This window comes from Acinetobacter sp. ANC 4779, assembly GCF_004331055.1.
Classification (GTDB): domain Bacteria; phylum Pseudomonadota; class Gammaproteobacteria; order Pseudomonadales; family Moraxellaceae; genus Acinetobacter.
Window position 1 is genome coordinate 1 of the sequence record NZ_SJNU01000004.1, and the last position, 14,280, is coordinate 14,280.

16 protein-coding genes and 1 pseudogene are annotated in these 14,280 nt (G+C 42.1%); 11 read left to right on the forward strand and 6 right to left on the reverse strand.

Going from position 1 to position 14,280, the window contains the following annotated elements; translation table 11 throughout:
- Positions 1-141: 141 nt before the first annotated feature.
- Positions 142-402 carry a hypothetical protein gene (locus E0H80_RS05995; protein WP_131364060.1) on the reverse strand — a complete coding sequence of 87 codons (261 nt, stop codon included), beginning with the start codon at positions 400-402 and terminating at the stop codon, positions 142-144.
- 429 nt (positions 403-831) lie between these two features.
- Between E0H80_RS05995 and E0H80_RS06000 the strand changes: the two genes are divergently transcribed.
- From E0H80_RS06000 to E0H80_RS06010, 3 genes are read left to right on the forward strand one after another with little or no spacing between them, the layout of a single operon-like run.
- Entirely contained in the window at positions 832-1,365 is a 534-nt protein-coding gene (locus E0H80_RS06000) for a PadR family transcriptional regulator (protein WP_131364062.1), read from the forward strand.
- Positions 1,362-1,649 (forward strand): DUF3861 domain-containing protein, encoded by a 288-nt coding sequence (locus E0H80_RS06005; RefSeq protein WP_131364064.1) that lies wholly within the window; start codon positions 1,362-1,364, stop codon positions 1,647-1,649. The genes E0H80_RS06000 and E0H80_RS06005 overlap by 4 nt, the downstream gene beginning before the upstream one ends.
- Before the next feature lie 47 nt (positions 1,650-1,696).
- Positions 1,697-1,972, forward strand: a complete 276-nt coding sequence (locus tag E0H80_RS06010; protein WP_131364066.1) for a DUF2798 domain-containing protein — start codon at positions 1,697-1,699, stop codon at positions 1,970-1,972.
- A gap of 114 nt (positions 1,973-2,086) precedes the next feature.
- On the opposite strand, the gene E0H80_RS06015 is transcribed toward E0H80_RS06010, so the two are convergent.
- A complete protein-coding gene (locus tag E0H80_RS06015) occupies positions 2,087-2,632 on the reverse strand; it encodes a cysteine hydrolase family protein (RefSeq protein WP_131364068.1) in 546 nt (181 codons plus the stop codon).
- An 84-nt stretch (positions 2,633-2,716) separates the two neighbouring features.
- The gene (locus E0H80_RS06020; RefSeq protein WP_131364070.1) at positions 2,717-3,601 is read right to left on the reverse strand and encodes an MBL fold metallo-hydrolase; all 885 of its coding nucleotides are present in this window, start codon (positions 3,599-3,601) and stop codon (positions 2,717-2,719) included.
- 132 nt (positions 3,602-3,733) lie between these two features.
- Between E0H80_RS06020 and E0H80_RS06025 the strand changes: the two genes are divergently transcribed.
- Together E0H80_RS06025 and E0H80_RS06030 are read left to right on the forward strand one after the other, a co-directional pair.
- Positions 3,734-4,711, forward strand: a complete 978-nt coding sequence (locus E0H80_RS06025; protein ID WP_131364072.1) for a GlxA family transcriptional regulator — start codon at positions 3,734-3,736, stop codon at positions 4,709-4,711.
- A gap of 54 nt (positions 4,712-4,765) precedes the next feature.
- Positions 4,766-5,243: pseudogene (locus tag E0H80_RS06030) on the forward strand (ISNCY family transposase); the annotation flags it as partial.
- Between the two features lie 65 nt (positions 5,244-5,308).
- On the opposite strand, the gene E0H80_RS06035 reads toward E0H80_RS06030, so the two are convergent.
- The 3 genes from E0H80_RS06035 to E0H80_RS06045 all read right to left on the reverse strand — a co-directional run bounded on the left by E0H80_RS06035 (position 5,309) and on the right by E0H80_RS06045 (position 8,339).
- A complete protein-coding gene (locus E0H80_RS06035; protein WP_131364075.1) occupies positions 5,309-6,226 on the reverse strand; it encodes a LysR family transcriptional regulator in 918 nt (305 codons plus the stop codon).
- 63 nt (positions 6,227-6,289) lie between these two features.
- Positions 6,290-7,534, reverse strand: a complete 1,245-nt coding sequence (locus E0H80_RS06040; RefSeq protein WP_067867586.1) for an NAD(P)/FAD-dependent oxidoreductase — start codon at positions 7,532-7,534, stop codon at positions 6,290-6,292.
- Between the two features lie 25 nt (positions 7,535-7,559).
- Positions 7,560-8,339 carry an alpha/beta fold hydrolase gene (locus E0H80_RS06045; RefSeq protein WP_228259954.1) on the reverse strand — a complete coding sequence of 260 codons (780 nt, stop codon included), beginning with the start codon at positions 8,337-8,339 and terminating at the stop codon, positions 7,560-7,562.
- A gap of 199 nt (positions 8,340-8,538) precedes the next feature.
- Between E0H80_RS06045 and E0H80_RS06050 the strand changes: the two genes are divergently transcribed.
- The 6 genes from E0H80_RS06050 to E0H80_RS06075 all read left to right on the forward strand — a co-directional run bounded on the left by E0H80_RS06050 (position 8,539) and on the right by E0H80_RS06075 (position 14,259).
- Positions 8,539-9,516, forward strand: a complete 978-nt coding sequence (locus E0H80_RS06050; protein ID WP_131364077.1) for a VOC family protein — start codon at positions 8,539-8,541, stop codon at positions 9,514-9,516.
- Positions 9,517-9,544: 28 nt separating this feature from the next.
- Positions 9,545-10,447 carry an alpha/beta fold hydrolase gene (locus E0H80_RS06055; RefSeq protein ID WP_131364079.1) on the forward strand — a complete coding sequence of 301 codons (903 nt, stop codon included), beginning with the start codon at positions 9,545-9,547 and terminating at the stop codon, positions 10,445-10,447.
- Positions 10,448-10,483: 36 nt separating this feature from the next.
- Positions 10,484-10,912, forward strand: coding sequence for a lipocalin-like domain-containing protein (locus E0H80_RS06060; RefSeq protein WP_131364081.1), 429 nt, complete (start codon positions 10,484-10,486; stop codon positions 10,910-10,912).
- Positions 10,913-10,949: 37 nt separating this feature from the next.
- Positions 10,950-11,777 (forward strand): alpha/beta fold hydrolase, encoded by an 828-nt coding sequence (locus E0H80_RS06065; protein ID WP_131364083.1) that lies wholly within the window; start codon positions 10,950-10,952, stop codon positions 11,775-11,777.
- 19 nt (positions 11,778-11,796) lie between these two features.
- A complete protein-coding gene (locus E0H80_RS06070) occupies positions 11,797-12,939 on the forward strand; it encodes an FAD-dependent monooxygenase (RefSeq protein WP_131364085.1) in 1,143 nt (380 codons plus the stop codon).
- A gap of 120 nt (positions 12,940-13,059) precedes the next feature.
- Complete coding sequence (locus E0H80_RS06075; protein ID WP_131364087.1) at positions 13,060-14,259, forward strand: MFS transporter; 1,200 nt, start codon at positions 13,060-13,062, stop codon at positions 14,257-14,259.
- Positions 14,260-14,280 lie beyond the last annotated feature (21 nt).

The window sequence follows — 14,280 nt, forward strand, 5'->3', positions numbered from 1 at the left end:
ATAAAAGATCTGCATAAGGAATGTGAGGTATAACAGGAGTTAAATCTAAACGCCTAATCCGTAAAAAAGCCCAACAGGATGTTGGGCTTTTTTATTGCTAATTTCCTTTACAGCAAGCTTAGATTTACTGGCGCCTATTCTTTATCTCGCATGGTGTTTAACTGGTGCTTTATGACCGTGACTTACATAATGTTTAACTGGTGCTTTATGACCATGACTTACATGATGTTTAACTGGTGCTTTATGACCATGACTTACATGATGTTTAACTGGTGCTTTATGACCATGACTTACATAATGTTTAACTGGTGCTTTATGACCATTAGTCGGAGCAGCCATAGTCGTCATGGTAAAAGAGGCTGCAACAAGACCGACAAGTAAGGCAGATATAGTTTTTTTCATTTCGATATACTTAATTGATTCAATAAGCTCACATTAATCTTAATTTGTGGGGATTTAATGAAGAATAGTAAGAGCCTTATGTAATTTGCTTAAGTTATCATCTAGAGACTATTTAGTTATTTGTTTTTTAACGAATTAAATTTTAATAGTTTTGATAAAATAGACATTTTTATCAGTTATATGCTTATTTCTAAATCAAATTCTTTCATTATTTCTTCATTATTTTACAAAATAATGGTAATGCTCCCTGAAAAATTTTAAATGGTTTATCGCATAGACATTTTAATTGGTGAATAACAGAGGACTCTAGATCCTCGTTTTTTAAGCTTCGTATAAGCGCCATTATGTTAAATGGGAGAGATTAATAAATTGAAAAGAAAATAAAGATTAGTTAAGATATATCTTAACTAATCTTTATTTTCTAAAAATATGACCGAAACATTAACTAATTCTTTACTACTAAATTCAGATCAACCATCACGTAAAAGCCGTTTATTTGAAGTTGGACATATGAAATTGCTAGTCCTTTCTTTAATTGAACAAGCCCCTCTATACGGGTACGAAATTATTAAAAGTATTGGTGACTTGGTGGGTGGTGGGTATAGTCCAAGTACAGGCACGATTTATCCAACTTTATCTTATCTTGAAGATATGCAATTTATTCTTATAGACAATTCTGATAGTGATCGTAAACAGTACACAATTACGGTCGCTGGAATTAACCATTTAAAGGATAAAAGGGAGCTTTTAGAGAGCATTCTTGGTCGATTAAAGACTCGGCGTGAAATCCAAAATAATGATCATTATTTGGATATTTACCGTGCAATGGAAAACTTAAAAACATCACTGCGACTCAAATTTAAAAATAGCATTTTGAATGAAGAAACAGTGCGTCAAATTGCGAAGAGCATTGATCAGGCTGCTGTTGCTATTAGCTGTATTAAAAATGAGGAAAAATCATGAAACAACATACATATCAAATTATTGTAAAGCATGTTGCAGATGCAAAAGGTCAGCCTTCAACTTACACTGAAGACCTTATTTTTACTGCCTATAATCATGATGATATTTTTAAAGTGCTAGAAAATTTACAGCAGAAAGAGCTTACAGATGAAGAGTCTATGAAGTCTTTTGCCGTAGGGTTAAAGCTTATGGGTGAAGTGTTATTGGAAAATAAAAACATTCCTTTATTTAAAGATTTTTTGCCACAATTTATTAATTTTATTAAATCACTCAAAAAAATATAAGTTACTGACTTCATTCGTTTAAATTTATAAATTTGAGTTAATCTTATATGAAAAATCCTTCTTTGAGCAGTATGCCAAAAATACATGTAAAGCATATTTCTTGGCTCATGCCTTTATTTTTATCTGGTCTAATGAGTGGATCACTTTCCTGTTTTAATCTTTTTATAAATAAAGGATTAATGGAAGGTTTTATTTATAAATGGATTACAGCATGGTCTCTATCTTGGCTTATTGCCTATCCACTGATTTTAATATTTATTCCTATAGTCCGACGGTTTTTGATGCTAATCACAGTAGACCCTCTATCTAAAATTTCAAAATAAGCAGATTAAATATATTCTCTAAATCCCAGAGAAGAAGTAAAAAATGGGAGCTATAAGCTCCCATTTTTTACTTCGTATAAGCTGTATTATGTTAATTTTAGAAATTCTTACTCTTTAGCTAACATAATCTTCAGTTGATATCACTTGAGCATATGCAAATTCAAAAGCAGCCATTAATGTTGCATGGACATGGCTAGCAGGTACTTTGACGCCATTAAATTCTAAGTCTAGCGTTGCACAAGCATCATGAATAACTTTTACCTTATAACCAAAATCAGAAGCAGCACGAACAGCCGCATCGACACACATATGGCTCATAGCACCAATGATGACTAATTCAGTTACGTCATTTGTATCTAAGACTTGTTTGAGATTCGTATTTAAGAATGAGTTGACGTAATTTTTAACAATTACAGTTTCATCTGCTTTTGGCTTAACGGTATCTTGAAACTCAATACCATTTGAATCAGGTTCAAATGCAGGAAATTCATTATTAGCAAAAATATGTTGTATATGAATTACTTGAGTGCCCTGTTGATGGGCCTTCGCAATTACTTTCACTGCATTAGCAGCGGCTTGTTCAATATTTACCAATGGTAATTTACCTGTAGGTAGATATTCATTTTGTAAGTCGATAACTAATAAAGCTGATTTTGACATATCTGTTCCTTTACTTAACTCATATTTATTTTGTTCTACTTAGGATTTTAAAGAAGTGGAAACATTCCACTTCTTTAAGTTACTTTAGAATGAAAGTGTTTCACCATCGATAGGAATTAAAACATTATCTTGGATTCCTTTGTCTTTTACATATTCTGCAAGCTGAGCACGTGTTACCGACATGTGGTTAATGGCATCCATATGAACAGCAATAATTTTGGCATTTGGGGCTTTCTGAGTTGCGAGATAAGTGTCTTCTTTACCCATGATAATGGATTCTTTGAAGCCATTAACCAAGGCGTTACCTGTATTCAATACAATCACATCAGGTTTAAATTTTTGAATCGCTTGATCAATTTCAGAACGCCAAATGGTATCACCAGCTACATAAACCGTTTCATGGCCAGCAGCTTCAAATACCACACCCATTGCTTCGCCTAATCCAGCTTTAAGCTTAGGAATACGGTACATGGCATCAGTACCGTGTTGACCACCAGTTTTAGTGAGCTTAATCCCTTCAAAGGTCGCTTGCGTTAATACACGGACATCTTTGAAGCCTTGTGACTGAATGACTTTTTGGTCTTCTTTATTCTGTACAAACAAGGGCATGTTTTTCGGAATAGCCGCTTGTGCTGCATCATCCCAATGATCTAAATGTGTATGGGTCACGATTACCGCATCTACACCTTCTAAAATCGTTTCGGGCTTGATAGGCAAATCGACTAATGGGTTCCGTAAATAGCTACGATGAGTATCAGGGAAACCTTCATAGAACCCTTTTTTCGCAAACATTGGGTCAATTAAAAAAGTTGTATCAGCATAGGTTACTTTAACCGTTGCATTGCGAATTTCTTGTATATGCGTAACTTTAGAGGTATCTCGCTGAACCACATTATCATTCGCATATAAATGGACTGAAGCTATTGCCAGAGACAGTGTAATAACAGAGCTACTTAAAATTTTATTCATGATCCAGATCCAATCATTTAGTCATATTTGGATCATGATAGAAATCATCAAACAAAAAAATTGTCCTTAAGGACAATCATCGAAACTATTGGGACAACATGCTATATTCATTATTTTAGAGAGGTAGGTTTAATGGCTATTCCAGTGATTGGATTGTTCGTTTATCCCAATATAAATCCATTTCACTTCTCTATCCCCCACATTATCTTCAATATCAAAATTGAAGATAAGCCATTATTTGACCTTAAAATCTTTTCTATAGATGGCCAACCCGTAAAAACAGAACAGTCTATGATAATTATCCCTGATGGTGGGATCGAACTCATTAAAGAGTCGGATCTTATTATTATTCCTGGATGGGATGATTTTAATCACAAGCCTGAACAGGTACTTATCGATGCTCTAAATTGTGTATATCAGACTGGAATTAGAATTGTAGGGTTATGCTATGGAACTTATGCATTGGCATATGCTGGTTTGCTCGACCATAAAAAAGCCGCTACGCACTGGATGGCTGAACAAGATTTTAGTGAGCGGTTTCCACAGGTTCAGCTTGATAATGATGCCCTGTATGTAGAAGACCAAAGGATCGTAACCTCTGCTGGAACAGGCGCAGCGTTAGACTGCTGCTTGTACTTGGTACGTGAAATTTATAATGCACAAATTGCGAATAAAGTATCTAGAGTAATGGTCATTCCGCCTCACCGTGAAGGTGGGCAAGCTCAGTTTATTGAACAGCCAGTAGCAGAATCGAGCCAAGATGCACAAATTAACCTATTACTTGATTTTTTAAGAAAGAATTTAGCTGTACAACATAATATTGAAAACCTGGCTGAACGAACACATATGACACGTAGGACATTCACACGGCATTTTAAGAAAGCGACAGGTATGACTTTAGTGGATTGGCTGAATACTGAAAGAATCAGATTAAGTTGTGAGTTATTAGAAACGAAAAACTTGTCTATCGAAAAGATCGCTGAGCTTTCAGGTTTTAATAATACCGTGTTATTTAGAAAGAAATTTCGTGAAAAATATAACACCAGCCCTCAGGCATGGAGAAAAGCTTTTGGAATTATTAATGAGAATAATCCGTCCCATTTAACATAATGGCGCTTATATGAAACGAGGACTCTAGATCCCCGTTTTTTAAGCTTCGTATAAGAGATTAATCGTAAATTTGCCAAGATGGGCTTTAATCCCAAGGATCTACACCGGACTGTCACTGAAACAGCCTAGGAATTAGATGATATTTTACCTGGCCTGAACCCCGCAGAGTTACGAACAGCCTGACCATTACTTATGATAAATGTGTATACCTTCTAGAAAACACAGAAGAAAATCACAGGTTGATCGGCAAGTATCTTGAGTTTCTAGAATATCCGGATGGTACTGTAGCTATCATGCATGAAGGTCGGAAGATCAATTACAGCATCTTCGATAAATTAAGTCAGCTGAATCAGCGAGAGATCGTTGAGAATAAACGTTTGGTTCTGTGCTGGCACATATTCAACAGCAGCATGAAGAGTCGGAACAGCAAAACAGACGAAATCGTTCCCCAGCTATGCCACGTAGACGGGCACAGAAAACAGCAATTCAACAACGATTGAATCCTGTGCTTGACTTGGAAATGTCCATGTAAGACATTTCTATGTGGTTATTCAGTAGGACATTTCTACTTGGGAATAACACAAATTGCGTACACACTTACCGATTCACAATCATCCCTTTAAGAATCTGAGGCGCCTGCTTCTCAAACCACTGCTGAATTACACGTGAAGCTCGGGTATTCGGGCGTCTTATAGTATGCGCTAGCACCACGCTACGCGACAGCTCAGGCTCAACAATCAAACTTGCTGCCAAACGCTGCTGATTTTCCAAACCAAACAAACCTGAAGAAATGGCATAACCTCCACCCGCTGCCACAATCTCATGCTGTAAACGATTCGAATCCGCTTCCACCACACAGTCAAATTTATAATCCATCTGCCGTGCCAACTGATCTAAACGAGCACGTAGCGGATGCGGACGGCTTGGAACAATGAGTGGTAAATCCTGTAAATCTCTCAGCTTAATGGTCGGCTGCTCCACCAAAGGGTCATTGGCTTCACCTACCAGCATTAAGCCAAACTCCGCAATCACCGCTTCTTCCGATTTAATCACCTCGCCTTCACGAAGCAGCAGCGCCATGTCGATGCGCCCTTCCTCAATCATTTCTTCTAAGTGAACATTTGCACCTTCACTTAAATGCAAATCAATACGAGGATAATTCTTTTTAACATAACTATAGAGTGCACCTGAAAGCTGGCGCACTAAAGCAGGTAATAAACCGACACGAACTTCCCCAATTGGTTGACCGCCATAAGTCCGGATATCATCTTCAATGGTACCGCACTCAATCGCCAGATTAATAATGCGAGGCAATAACTCATAACCCAGTTCGGTCAGAACCACACCGCGGCCTGTGCGTTTAAACAAGCGAGTTCCACACTGCTCTTCCAGTTGGGCAATATGCCTGCTGATCATGGACTGCGGTACATTAAAGGCATGCGCGGCTTTGGACAAGCTGCCCAGCTCTGCAACCTTAATAAAAACCAGCCATTTAGAATCCAGAATCGATTGCATGCATATTTCCCTATTGATCTTTCATATGTAGAACCAATCAAATCCTCAGATTGGTTTGGCTATTTATACCGAACTTAGGGCCAAAAGGCTCTTTAAATTGGTATGAATATCCGCAACTTGATGCTTACTTGGCGTAATACCTGCTTCAAGCAATTTACGCGCCATCATATGATCTACAGGTTGATTGACCGAATCAATGGCAACAAGTTTATCTTTAGCATAATGGAATACCGAAAAACGTCCGCTTTTCATGTCACCACGAATCACATAATCACTGGTATCGAATGATAAACCGGTCATTTGCAGGCGGATATCACCTTGATCTGTCCAGAACCAAGGTACATTTTTATAGTCTTCAGGCTGTCCTATCACAAATTTCGCTACAGTAATGGCCTGATCATTGGCATTTTGCACGGACTCTAAACGAATACGTCTATCCCCTGCAAAATGGTTTTCATGATTGGCACAGTCTCCAATCGCAAAAATATTGGCAATATTAGTTTGCATGGTACGGTTGACACTGATGCCATTATCACATTGAATCCCCGCCTGTTCTGCAAGCTCGGTATTAGGAATTGCACCCACACCAACCAATACCAATTCGGCTGGAATCACTCCATTGGCACAGCGCACGCCTGTGACTTTGCCATTTTCCCCGACAAATTCATTAATAAATGCACCTGTTTCAATCTGAATACCATTTTTACGGTGAATCTCGGCAATATAATCTGACACCAATGGCGACACGGAACGACCCAGAACACGTGGCATATGCTCAAGTACGGTAACATTTTTACCCAAACTTCGTGCGGTCGATGCCAACTCCAAACCAATAAAACCGCCGCCAATAATCACCACATTTTTAGTGCTATTCAGCGCTGTACGCAGCTGTCGTGCATCCTGTAAAGTCCGCAGGCTCATCACGCCTTGCAGTTCCGTACCAGGTAAAGGCAACTGACGCGGACGCGTACCCATGGCCAAGACCAAATAATCATATTCAATCAGATCGCCATGATAGAGCTTGATCACGTTTTCATCGGGATCAATTTCACTGACCGCGGTATTTAAACGCAAATCAATCTGGTATTTTTCATAAAAGTTTTCTGGCTGTAGACACAGTTTGGACAAGTCCAGCTCATCTGCATCTTTTATAAAGCTTTTCGACAATGGTGGACGGTGATACGGCAACTCAGACTCATTGCTGATCAGGATAATGTCACCATTAAACTGTTCGTGGCGCAGTGCTTTGGCGCAGGCACAGCCGGCATGTCCACCGCCAATAATGACGACTTTTTTATTTTTATGCATAGTGATTTCACTCCATGAAAATCATTTAAGATTTAAAAAAATTCTTCAGCTGAGTCGCGACTTGATCAGGCGCTTCAAAGTTGCAGATATGTCCACTGCCTTGAATGATGTTGAGCTGTGCATTCGGTAATTGCGCTGCCATGGCTTGCATATCTTCCACCGGCCCACCGCCATGATCATGTTCAGCGGCAAGCAATAATACCGGTGCTGTGATTTGTCGCAATTGTTTGGAAAAATCCATTTCAATAAACGCATTTACATAAGCGCAATAGCCTTCGACGGTGGTGCGTTTAATCATGGCGCGTAATTGCTGATCCACTTCGGGATGCGATTGGCGGAAGTCGTCAGACAGCCAGCGGTCAACCGTAATATCACCCAATTTATCCAAGCCATTGGCCCGTGCTTTGGCACAGCGATCACGCCAAAAATCATGGCGGTCATCGGGCTGGCGTGGTCGGCAGCAGCAGGCCACAATTTTTTCAATCCGCTGAGGATGCGACAGTCCCAAAGATAAAGACACCGAGCCACCAAAACCCAAGCCCACCACACTGCTTTTTTCAATCCCGAGATGATCCCACAGTGCAATTACCCCATCGACAATGGCTTGATAGGAACAAGGTTCTGGCGGTAAGGGACTGAGATTATGCCCCCAAGGGTCAAAAGTCAGCACCTGATAATCTGCTGCCAGTATTTCAGCATGTGCCGCCCAAAAGCTTGCATCATTGCCTATACCGGGGATAAAAGTAATCCAAGGTGCATCTGGCTTGCCTTGAACCTGATGATGAAATAACGGGAATGACCTCATGTCAGTTGAACTCCACTCATATCTTGTTTTCAGCTAATTAAACAAAAATGAGCAATCCATCCAAGCGTTGAAATCCTAAATCAGATATCCATAAAATGCATAACTGATTTATGGCTTAGATGCTATTTTCACATGCCCATGCTTCGTAGAGTAAGGACCAAGGAATGTAAAACTTGGGTCATGACCAATGGAGTATGAGATGACTGTAGCAAAAGATTTTAAAATAAAAGGCTTAGACCGTATACGTTTTGGTGTTGAACAGTTAGAAGATGCCCTTCGCTTTGCAGATGATTGGGGCTTAACGCAAATCGAAAGTGATCACAATGACAGCTACCTTTTTGTGACCATCGACAATTCACAAGTGGAAATCTTTCAAGCAGACCCATCAAATCCTGCCTGCACACCCATTGGTAGTCCAAGCGGGATGTGTGAAATGGTTTGGGGTGTTGAAGACCAAGCCAGCCTTGATGCGATTGCTACGGAGCTAGGTCGCGACCGTGAAGTGATAATTGATGCCGATGGCACCGTACATAGTCAAGATGACTTAGGCATCCGCATTGCTTTTCGTATTGCACAGCGCAGTTATGTGCCATTTTCCGATACCCAGTTTAACTCGCCTAGCCAACCGAAACGTGTGAATAGCCGTGCACCGCGTTATAACAAAGCGCAGCCTTATGAAATCAGTCACCTCGCAATTGGCGTTGATCATGCCGGTGATGCCGTAAAATTCTATTTAGAACGCCTTGGCTTTTTAATCTCCGATCGTTATGCCGACCGCGGTGTGTTTATTCGTTGTTCAGCCGAAGGTAACCATCACCATCTGTTCTTTATGAATGGCAAAGCACAGGGTACGCGCTTCAACCATCTCGCATTTAAAGTCCGTGACATTCATGAAGTCATTTTTGGTGGACAGCACATCGACAGCCAAGGCTGGACCACATTTGCCGGCCCAGGACGACACCGCGTGTCTTCTGCATGTTTCTGGTATTTCCTCAGCCCATTTGGCGGTGCTTGGGAATATGCAGCCGATGAAGACATTGTCACTGAAGATTGGGAATCGACAGACTTTGCCGCAGAAGCGCACATCTTTACCGAATGGACCTTTGGCTTGGAAAAATCGGATGGCACCCTGCGCGGCCCGATCTCACAAAGTAAAGCGCAAGCCCTCGAAGACTAAGGCGGCATTTTTGAGAAAGGAAAAAATTATGAATGCCATTGTTCATACCGAAGCAGAACATTACTGGGTACAACTGATTCATTCAGATGTACGCATTATTCAAGGCAAATACAAAAGCCGTATTCTAGAGGCCGGAAATCCTGCTGCACCTGCCCTGTTTTTACTGCATGGCACGGGCGGACATCTGGAAAATTATGCCCGCAATATTCCTGCACTGGCAGAACATTTTCATGTCATTGCGTTAGATTTTATCTGGCATGGCCGTTCACAGACCACAGGCTTTGATCACGAAGTCATTCCTGTACTGATTGATCAAATTCTGGATGTTATGCAGCAGCTGAATATTCCACGTGCCCATTTTGAAGGTCAGTCGATGGGCGGCTGGGTCGCGATGCAACTCGCAATTCAACACCCTGGAAAAGTCGATCGTTTGGTGCTCACTACGACTATGGGTTATCGCCCGAATGAAGGTGCAATTCCTGACTATGTCCAACCGCATTGGGCAGCCAATTTACCCAGTTCAATTGAAGTACTGAATAACCCCAGCTTTGACAATGTACGTACCCGAATGGCACGTATTTTAGCCCAGCCTGAACGCCTGACGGATGAAGCGATTCAGGTACGCCAAGCATTGTACCGTCAGCCCGCTTTAGCTGAAGTGCAAAAACTTTTTATTACCGAATATTTATCCGGTCAAAGCATTCAAAAACACACCGTGACCGACGCTTTAGCCAAACAGATTCAAGCCCCCACCCTGGTGTATTGGGGCGATGCCAACCGTACCCCAGCTGCTTTAGGTCAGCACATCGCAAACCAGGTTCAGCACGGTCAATTTTACTGTGCCGAAGATACTGGGCATTGGGCGCAATTTGAAAGTGCAGAGATTCATAACGTCATCGTGACTGAATTCTTATTGGCACAAAAGGCTTAAAAACACATTGAATGGTTGAAATTTAAGGAAGAAAAAATGTCGAATATTGATTTAACCGGTCGCTGGGAACTGGTGACTTTTGCCCAAAACTATGATGACGGGCGCCAAGTATTACCCATGGGTGATGCACCGCAAGGGATTATTCAATACACCGCAGACGGCTTTATGAGCTGCATGATCTGCCGACCAGATCGTGCCAACTTTAGCACCGGTGGTCAATGGAATGCCTCTGATGCAGAAAAAGCAGGCGCGTATAACAGCATGATGTCTTATGCCGGGCGCTACAGCATCGAGAATGACACGGTGACCCATTTTGTAGATTTAAGTCTCTTTCCGAACTGGATTGGCGGACAGCAAAAACGTAGCTTTCAATTTGATGAGCAGGGTCAACTTAGCCTAACAGCTCGCCTAGAAGAAAATACCTCTGAAGCCCGTACAGCCCTGTTGCTGTGGAAACGCGGTTAACTTGTTATAGCTTTCTTTAAATTTTCAAGGAATGAATATGAATACGATGACAAATCCTGAAATTGGTAAAAGCATTCAGTGTGGTGCCATTCAAACCAATTATCACGATATCGGGCAAGGTGAACCAATTTTACTTCTTCATGGTTCAGGACCGGGTGTCAGTGCATGGGCAAATTGGCGCCTGACTATTCAAGCGCTGCAAAATGATTACCGTCTATTGGCACCAGATTTTGCCGGCTTTGGTTACAGCACCTTCCCTGAAGAGATCACCTTCAACCGCGATACGTGGCTGAAACAGATGGTGGATTTTCTCGACGCACTGGGACTAGAAAAAGTCAATGTGATTGGCAATTCCTTTGGCGGATCAATGGCTTTAGCTTTGGCGATTTACCATCCTGAACGCGTGAATAAACTGATTTTGATGGGCAGTGTCGGTGTTCCGTTTGAACTCACCGCTGGACTTGATGCCGTATGGGGCTACACCCCGTCGTTTGAAAACATGCAAGCGATTATGAAAATCTTCGCTTACAACCAAAATTTGGTCGGCGATGATCTGGTGCAAATGCGTTATATCGCCAGCACCAAGGAAGATACCCGCAGTGCTTATGAACGTATGTTCCCTGCTCCACGCCAGCAATGGGTCGAAGCGATGTCTCATTCTGAACAGGCCATTCGTCAGATTAAACAGCCAACCCTAATGGTACATGGCCGTGATGACAAAGTGATTCCACTATCGACTTCACTCACCATGTTGAACTGGATTGAAAGCAGCCAATTACATATTTTCAGCCAGTGTGGTCACTGGACCCAAATTGAACATGCAAAAAGTTTTACTCAGTTAGTCGCTAACTTTTTAAAAGCATAATGAATCAAGGAAGACTCAGATGACTCAAAAATCTGCCGCTGCCGGCAAAAAAGCCCTGATTATAGGTGCAGGAACAGCAGGTATGGCATCTGCCATTACTCTGTCTCGGATTGGGATCGACATTGATCTTATTGATATCAATCCAAACTGGGGCGCACTTGGTGCGGGCTTAACCATTACTGGCCCAACTTTACGTGCGCTGAAACAACTTGGCGTATATGACGAAGTCACTGAACAGGCATATGTTGGCGATGGTATCCAGGTCTGTGACCCACAAGGTAATCCGCTACGTATTTTACCTACACCGATGCTTGAAGGCTCAGACACAGCTGGCAGTGGTGGCATTATGCGCCCAACCATGCATTCGATCATGCATAAATATGTCAAAGATGCCGGTATTCAAATGCGTTTGGGGCTGACTGCTGATGCGTTTGATCAAGATGATACGGGCGTAACCGTGACATTCAGTGATGGTTCAACGGGCCGTTATGATTTTGTCCTTGGTTCAGATGGAGTACTGTCAAAAACCCGTCAGTTATTGTTCCCTGATGCACCGAAAGCCGAATATACCGGTCAAAGCTGCTGGCGTTTATTTTTAAAACGCCCGGCATCGGTTGAACGTCGCACCTATTTCTTGGGTGGGCCTGTCAAAGTCGGCTTTACCCCCGTGTCTAAAGAGCATATGTACATGTTCTTACTCGAACGCTGCCCGCAACGCTGGCAAGAGCCAGAAGATAACTACAAAAACTTAAAACAATTGCTTGAAGGCTATGACGGTATTCTGGCGGACATTCGTGAATCTTTAACTGAAGCAGATAATCCAAACATCAATTTCCGTCCACTCGAGTGCTTTGACCTGCCTGGGCCTTGGTATATTGGCAAAGTTTTGCTAATTGGTGATTCTGCCCATCCAACCACACCGCAATTGGCCTCTGGTGCCGGTATGGGCATAGAGGATGCGCTAGTTTTAGCGGAAATTTTTGATAAACAAGTCAATGTCGATGCCGCTTTTGCTGAGTTTATGCAGCGCCGCGAACAACGCTGCCGTTTGGTCACACAAAGCTCGATGGAAATTGGACGTTTAGAACAGCAGCGTGCTCCAGTAGAGCAGCAAACCGCAATCGTCAGCCACGCGCTCGAAATTTTAAAAGAAGCGATTTAGTCCAAAGCCCCGAATAATTTGTTCGGGGCTTATTTTTTAAAACAACAATGATAGACAGTCGTCTAAGCAACAAGCTCAGTGAAGAGCTCACAATTATTTGCATGCTAAAGGAGCAGCATTATGGTTCGTATCGAAAGCAAGCGTGGGATGTTTGCACTCATGATGGCACATTGTGCCGGTATGCTAGATTTAGTCGCACTGCCAATTTGGGTGGGTACTTTAATTGCATATTATCAATTTGACCCTCAGGAAGCAGGTGGTTTAGCCACGCTATTTCTGATTGGTGCTGCAGGTGCAAGTATTTTTTTTGCACCACGTTTTAACCGTGTACATGTGAAACTAGCTGCCGTTATAGGTTTTGCCTTAGCAGCACTCAGCTTTGTCATTGCTGGAATGAATACCAGTTTTCCAGTCTTGGCTGGCTTACATTTTATCGGGGGTCTTGCTGCGGGTACGGCACTCAGTGTGACGCATGGTACTATGGGGCATGCGATTAATCCACATCGTGTTTTCGGTTTTGCCGGCTTAGCCATTGGTATTTTTGGGGTAATCTTTTTAGGGGGTACACCAGGCGCGATTCAACAGTTTGGTGGTCAGAGCATGTTTTATGTCATGGCTGGTGTCATGCTTTTGGCAACATTGGCTTGTCTATTGTTCTTTCCCAAGCCGACCAAACCCGTCCCGTTTGATAATTTTGATCAAATTAAACATCTCCCCCCCCTGGGTAAACCAGTGTGGTTCTGTATGGTGGGTGTGGCACTGCTGGCAATGACCCAAGCCATGACTTTGAGTTTCTATGAACGAATTGGGTTAGAACGTGGCTTTAGCCGAGACATGGTCACTATGGCTTTGGTGATTTACGGTATCGTCACCATTTTTCCTGCACCGTTGGCTGCACTTTTACAAAATAAAGTGAGTGTCACTGCAATCATTGCTTTTGGTCCTATTTTCCAAGCCATCTTTGCGCTACTCACTACACAAACCCATCATTATTCCGTGTTTGCATTTGCGGGCCCGATGATGGCATTCACCATTTTATTTGTGCATACCTTTGCCTTTGGCTTATTAGCACGTTTAGACCCAACCGGTCGTGCTGTGGCGGGTACCCCTGCAATGCTCATGGTCGGTGCAGCGGTTGCGCCCTTTATTAGTGGCACCATCGTGAAGTTTATTGGCTTTGAAGCAATTGGTTATGCCTGCTGTATTATTGTTGCGGTACAAGTTTATTTGTTCAGTCAAACCCGTAAAGCGGTCTTGGCAGGTGAAACCAATATTCCAGTGGCAAAACTCGCGACCAGTGATCGCCGTCCTGCCATTTAATATATGGATATTCATTTAATT

Bases quoted from the DNA above. Each gene is read 5' to 3' on its own strand.
- E0H80_RS05995 (WP_131364060.1), bottom strand. From the start codon at position 402: ATGAAAAAAACTATATCTGCCTTACTTGTCGGTCTTGTTGCAGCCTCT.
- E0H80_RS06000 (WP_131364062.1), top strand. From the start codon at position 832: ATGACCGAAACATTAACTAATTCTTTACTACTAAATTCAGATCAACCA.
- E0H80_RS06005 (WP_131364064.1), top strand. From the start codon at position 1,362: ATGAAACAACATACATATCAAATTATTGTAAAGCATGTTGCAGATGCA.
- E0H80_RS06010 (WP_131364066.1), top strand. From the start codon at position 1,697: ATGAAAAATCCTTCTTTGAGCAGTATGCCAAAAATACATGTAAAGCAT.
- E0H80_RS06015 (WP_131364068.1), bottom strand. From the start codon at position 2,632: ATGTCAAAATCAGCTTTATTAGTTATCGACTTACAAAATGAATATCTA.
- E0H80_RS06020 (WP_131364070.1), bottom strand. From the start codon at position 3,601: ATGAATAAAATTTTAAGTAGCTCTGTTATTACACTGTCTCTGGCAATA.
- E0H80_RS06025 (WP_131364072.1), top strand. From the start codon at position 3,734: ATGGCTATTCCAGTGATTGGATTGTTCGTTTATCCCAATATAAATCCA.
- E0H80_RS06035 (WP_131364075.1), bottom strand. From the start codon at position 6,226: ATGCAATCGATTCTGGATTCTAAATGGCTGGTTTTTATTAAGGTTGCA.
- E0H80_RS06040 (WP_067867586.1), bottom strand. From the start codon at position 7,534: ATGCATAAAAATAAAAAAGTCGTCATTATTGGCGGTGGACATGCCGGC.
- E0H80_RS06045 (WP_228259954.1), bottom strand. From the start codon at position 8,339: ATGAGGTCATTCCCGTTATTTCATCATCAGGTTCAAGGCAAGCCAGAT.
- E0H80_RS06050 (WP_131364077.1), top strand. From the start codon at position 8,539: ATGACTGTAGCAAAAGATTTTAAAATAAAAGGCTTAGACCGTATACGT.
- E0H80_RS06055 (WP_131364079.1), top strand. From the start codon at position 9,545: ATGAATGCCATTGTTCATACCGAAGCAGAACATTACTGGGTACAACTG.
- E0H80_RS06060 (WP_131364081.1), top strand. From the start codon at position 10,484: ATGTCGAATATTGATTTAACCGGTCGCTGGGAACTGGTGACTTTTGCC.
- E0H80_RS06065 (WP_131364083.1), top strand. From the start codon at position 10,950: ATGAATACGATGACAAATCCTGAAATTGGTAAAAGCATTCAGTGTGGT.
- E0H80_RS06070 (WP_131364085.1), top strand. From the start codon at position 11,797: ATGACTCAAAAATCTGCCGCTGCCGGCAAAAAAGCCCTGATTATAGGT.
- E0H80_RS06075 (WP_131364087.1), top strand. From the start codon at position 13,060: ATGGTTCGTATCGAAAGCAAGCGTGGGATGTTTGCACTCATGATGGCA.